Annotated in this window: 3 rRNA genes; all 3 read left to right on the forward strand. The window is 54.1% G+C overall.

The annotated features are described in order from the left end of the window. Positions 1-274 precede the first annotated feature (274 nt). The 3 genes from D2E26_RS07425 to rrf all read left to right on the forward strand — a co-directional run bounded on the left by D2E26_RS07425 (position 275) and on the right by rrf (position 5,556). Positions 275-1,809: ribosomal RNA gene (locus D2E26_RS07425) — 16S ribosomal RNA — on the forward strand. A 413-nt stretch (positions 1,810-2,222) separates the two neighbouring features. Continuing rightward, positions 2,223-5,291, forward strand: a 23S ribosomal RNA gene (locus D2E26_RS07430). A 148-nt stretch (positions 5,292-5,439) separates the two neighbouring features. Beyond that, positions 5,440-5,556: ribosomal RNA gene (gene rrf, locus D2E26_RS07435) — 5S ribosomal RNA — on the forward strand. Together the 16S, 23S and 5S rRNA genes form the textbook arrangement of a ribosomal RNA operon. Positions 5,557-5,613 lie beyond the last annotated feature (57 nt).

A 5,613-nucleotide genomic window follows, 5' to 3' on the forward strand; every position in this document is an offset into this window, starting at 1 on the left:
TCTTGCTGCCGCTCAGGCCGCTGGGGTTTCTTCTCTGGTTCGGGTTTGGGTGTGTGGTGGTGGTTTGAGAACTCAAGAGTGTGTACTGTACTACTTTGATCATGATTTTTTGATTGTGATTGTTGTCTTTTAATTTGCCAGTCCGATGCCTGCCTGTTTGGTGCCTGAGGGGGCTTAATTGGTGTCGGGGTTTTTTTGTGTGTTGTCCTTTTTCCTTAAAAGGGATGACTCGTCATATTTTTTAGAGCCGTTTGGCTTTTCATGAAATAGTTTTTTTGTGGAGGGTTCGATTCTGGCTCAGGATGAACGCTGGCGGCGTGCTTAACACATGCAAGTCGAACGGGATCTGATCAAGCTTGCTTGATTGGTGAGAGTGGCGAACGGGTGAGTAATGCGTGACTAACCTGCCTTGTGCACCGGAATAGCTCCTGGAAACGGGTGGTAATACCGGATGTTCCGCTTCTTCGCATGAAGTTGTGGGAAATGCTTTTGCGGCATGAGATGGGGTCGCGTCCTATCAGCTTGTTGGCGGGGTGATGGCCCACCAAGGCTTTGACGGGTAGCCGGCCTGAGAGGGTGACCGGCCACATTGGGACTGAGATACGGCCCAGACTCCTACGGGAGGCAGCAGTGGGGAATATTGCACAATGGGCGCAAGCCTGATGCAGCGACGCCGCGTGCGGGATGGAGGCCTTCGGGTTGTAAACCGCTTTTGATTGTCAGCAAGGCATTCTTTGGAATGTTGAGTGTAGCTTTCGAATAAGCACCGGCTAACTACGTGCCAGCAGCCGCGGTAATACGTAGGGTGCAAGCGTTATCCGGATTTATTGGGCGTAAAGGGCTCGTAGGCGGTTCGTCGCGTCTGGTGTGAAAGTCCATCGCTTAACGGTGGATTTGCGCCGGGTACGGGCGGACTAGAGTGCGGTAGGGGAGACTGGAATTCCCGGTGTAACGGTGGAATGTGTAGATATCGGGAAGAACACCAATGGCGAAGGCAGGTCTCTGGGCCGTTACTGACGCTGAGGAGCGAAAGCGTGGGGAGCGAACAGGATTAGATACCCTGGTAGTCCACGCCGTAAACGGTGGATGCTGGATGTGGGGCCCTTTCCACGGGTTCTGTGTCGGAGCTAACGCGTTAAGCATCCCGCCTGGGGAGTACGGCCGCAAGGCTAAAACTCAAAGAAATTGACGGGGGCCCGCACAAGCGGCGGAGCATGCGGATTAATTCGATGCAACGCGAAGAACCTTACCTGGGCTTGACATGTTCCGGATCGCCTCAGAGATGGGGTTTCCCTTCGGGGCCGGTTCACAGGTGGTGCATGGTCGTCGTCAGCTCGTGTCGTGAGATGTTGGGTTAAGTCCCGCAACGAGCGCAACCCTCGCCGCGTGTTGCCAGCACATTATGGTGGGAACTCACGTGGGACCGCCGGGGTTAACTCGGAGGAAGGTGGGGATGACGTCAGATCATCATGCCCCTTACGTCCAGGGCTTCACGCATGCTACAATGGCCGGTACAACGGGATGCGACACTGTGAGGTGGAGCGGATCCCTGAAAACCGGTCTCAGTTCGGATTGCAGTCTGCAACTCGACTGCATGAAGGCGGAGTCGCTAGTAATCGCAGATCAGCAACGCTGCGGTGAATGCGTTCCCGGGCCTTGTACACACCGCCCGTCAAGTCATGAAAGTGGGTAGCACCCGAAGCCGGTGGCCTGACCTTTTGGAGGGAGCCGTCTAAGGTGAGACTCGTGATTGGGACTAAGTCGTAACAAGGTAGCCGTACCGGAAGGTGCGGCTGGATCACCTCCTTTCTACGGAGATTTGAATAAGAAGCAAACCTTTCTAACACTGCTGTGTTGTGGTGTGGGTTTGTGTGCTGGTGTGGAAGAAAGTTAAAAGCCTGGTCTTTTAGATCGGGGTATGGTGCATACTGTTGGGTCCCCGGATTGCCACTTGGTGGTCCGTGTGCTCCCGCTCATTGAGCTGGCCATTTGTTTGGTTTGGTGATGTGGGTGTGGGGTGGTGGTTTGAGAACTGGAGAGTGGACGCGAGCACATACTGAACATGTTTTGTTTGGTGTGTTCTTGTTGCTGTGAGAATACTAAAATTATTTCGTTTTTGAGTTTTTAGTGTTTGTATCGTTTTGTGATCTATTTTGTGTTGGTTCACTGACTTTTATAGTTGGTGAGCGTTGTCTGGTTTTTCGTTGTATAGGTCTTATGGGTTGTGTGCCTATAAGGGCGTATGGTGGATGCCTTGGCAGACAGTACCGATGAAGGACGTGTGGGGCTGCGATAAGCCTCGGGGAGCCGCCGACAGGGCTTTGATCCGAGGATGTCCGAATGGGGAAACCCGCCGGTTGTTATGGGCCGGCACCAGTTTTACTGGAGGGTACGCAGGGAAGTGAAACATCTCAGTACCTGCAGGAAAGGATACTCCGTGAGTAGTGGCGAGCGAAAGCGGATCAGGCTAAACCATGTGCGTGTGATACCCGTCGGGGGTTGCGTATGTGGTGTCGTGGGAGCGATTGTTCGAATGCCGACGTGTTCGACGCTAGTTGTAGAAAATCATGTGTGAAGCGAACCGGGTTGGATACCGGGCCGTAGAGGGTGATGGCCCCGTAGCTGAAGGCGCATGGTCTAGCGATATTGTTTCCCGAGTAGCGCGGGCCTCGTGGAATCCCGTGTGAATCTGCCCAGACCGTTGGGTAAGCCTAAGTACACCTGTCTGACCGATAGCGTACTAGTACCGTGAGGGAAAGGTGAAAAGCACCCCGGGAGGGGAGTGAAACAGTTCCTGAAACCGTGCGCTTACGAACCGTCGGAGCCTTTCGGGGTGACGGCGTGCCTATCGAAAAATGAGTCTGCGAGTCAGTGGCATGTGGCGAGCTTAAGCCTTGTGGTGGAAGCGTAGCGAAAGCGAGTCTTAAAAGGCGTTTTTGAGTCGCATGTCCTGGACCCGAAGCGGGATGATCTAGCCCTGAGCAGGTTGAAGCGCGGGTAAGACCGCGTGGAGGACCGCACCCACTTAGGTTGAAAACTGAGGGGATGACTTGGGGTTAGGGGTGAAAGGCCAATCAAATTCCGTGATAGCTGGTTCTCTCCGAAATGCATTTAGGTGCAGCGTTGGTTGATTGCATACAGGGGGTAGAGCTACTGGATGCTTGCGGGCCCGTATTGGGTACCAATAGCAGCCAAACTCCGAATACCTGGTATGTGTATTCCAGCAGTGAGTCGGCGGGGGATAAGCTCCGTCGTCGAGAGGGAGACAGCCCAGATCGTCGTCTAAGGTCCCTAAGCGCGTGCTAAGTGGGAAAGGATGTGGAGTCGCATAGACAGCCAGGAGGTTGGCTCAGAAGCAGCCATCCTTGAAAGAGTGCGTAACAGCTCACTGGTCTAGTGGTTCCGCGCCGACAATGTAGCGGGGCTCAAGCACGTCACCGAAGACGCGGCAACACGTTTTTTACGTGTTGGGTAGGAGAGCGTCCTGTGTGGGTTGAAGCTGTGGAGTAATCTATGGTGGACTGCATGGGAGTGAGAATGCAGACATGAGTAGCGAAAGCGGGGTGAAGATCCCCGCCGCTGGATGACTAAGGGTTCCAGGGCCACGTTCATCGTCCCTGGGTGAGTCGGGTCCTAAGGCGAGGCCGACAGGCGTAGTCGAATGGATGAACGGGTTGATATTCCCGTACCGGCGTAAGACCGTCCAAGACTTGCTTGCTGTTGAGCAGGCTTCCTGAACCGGATGCCTTCCTTTCGGGGTTGGTTGATGGTGTGGGTCGTTTGTGAGATGCTTGTAGGTCAGCACAGGAGTGACGCGGATCGGTAGCCTACTGCGGAGGTGGTTTTCCGTGGCCAAGCATGTGGCCTGTTTCCTAGGTAAATCCGGGGAACGTATAAGGTGAGATGTGATGGTGGATGCTTTTCAGCATGATATTAGGTGATCCGGTCGGCCGAGAAAAGCTTCGGTGTGAGGGCTTACTGCCGCTCGTACCCTAAACCGACACAGGTGGTCAGGTAGAGTATACCAAAGCGATCGAGTGAATCCTGGTCAAGGAACTCGGCAAATTACTCCCGTGCCTTCGGCATAAGGGAGACCCTTTGATGTGAGACATCTTGCGTGTTCGAAGCGTTGAGGGGTGGCACAAGCCAGGGGGTAGCGACTGTTTACCAAAAACACAGGTGCATGCGAAGACGCAAGTCGCTGTATATGCACTGACGCCTGCCCGGTGCCGGAAGGTTAAGAGGATCCGTTAACTTCGGTGAAGCGGTGAATTCAAGCCCCGGTAAACGGCGGTGGTAACTATAACCATCCTAAGGTAGCGAAATTCCTTGTCGGGTAAGTTCCGACCTGCACGAATGGCGTAACGACTTCCCCACTGTCTCGACCAGGAACTCGGCGAAATTGCAGTACGAGTAAAGATGCTCGTTAAGCGCAGAAGGACGAAAAGACCCCGGGACCTTTACTATACCTTGGTATTGGTATCAGATGCGGATTGTGTAGCATAGGCGGGAGGCTGTGAAGCAATGGCGCCAGCTATTGTGGAGTCGACAAGTGAAATACCGCTCTGTCCCCATCTGATGCCTAACCTCGAGCAGTTATCCTGCTCAGGGACAGTGCCTGGCGGGTAGTTTAACTGGGGCGGTTGCCTCCTAAAGAGTAACGGAGGCGCTCAAAGGTTCCCTCAGCCCGGTTGGCAATCGGGTGTTGAGTGTAATCGCACAAGGGAGCTTGACTGTGAGAGCGACGGCTCGAGCAGGGACGAAAGTCGGAGATAGTGATCCGGTGCCGGCGTACGGACGTGGCATCGCTCAACGGATAAAAGGTACCCCGGGGATAACAGGCTGATCATTCCCAAGAGTCCATATCGACGGGATGGTTTGGCACCTCGATGTCGGCTCGTCGCATCCTGGGGCTGGAGCAGGTCCCAAGGGTTCGGCTGTTCGCCGATTAAAGCGGCACGCGAGCTGGGTTCAGAACGTCGTGAGACAGTTTGGTCTCTATCCTCTGCGCTCGTTGGAATCTTGAGGAGACCTGCCCATAGTACGAGAGGACCTGGGTGGACGAACCTCTGGTATGCCAGTTGTCCCGCCAGGGGCATGGCTGGTTAGCTACGTTCGGAAGGGATAACCGCTGAAAGCATCTAAGCGGGAAGCCTGCTCCAAGATAAGGATTCCTAACACTCCTTTGAGAGTGTGAGAGGCCCCATATAGACCATGTGGTAGATAGACCGGATGTGGAAGCCCTGTAAGGGGTGGAGCTGACCGGCACTAACGGCCAAAAGCACACAATATATCACCTTTTCAACGGTTACCAAACAATGGTAACAACATGAAATAGCGCTTAACAGATACACACAGTAAACAGGATTCGCGTCTACTATCCGGTCCCCAAACCGTCACCCAACCAAGCTTGTCTTGGTTGAGTTCTAATTTAAGATTTGCGGTGGTCATAGCCCAGGAGAAACGCCCGGTCCCATTCCGAACCCGGAAGCTAAGCCCTGGCACGGCGATGGTACTGCATTCGAGAGGATGTGGGAGAGTAGCACGCCGCCGCTACACAACTTTTCAAGTTTGAACCCCGAAACCACAACGGTTATCGGGGTTCAAACATAT

The sequence above is a fragment of the Bifidobacterium dolichotidis genome (assembly GCF_003951975.1).
GTDB lineage: Bacteria > Actinomycetota > Actinomycetes > Actinomycetales > Bifidobacteriaceae > Bifidobacterium > Bifidobacterium dolichotidis.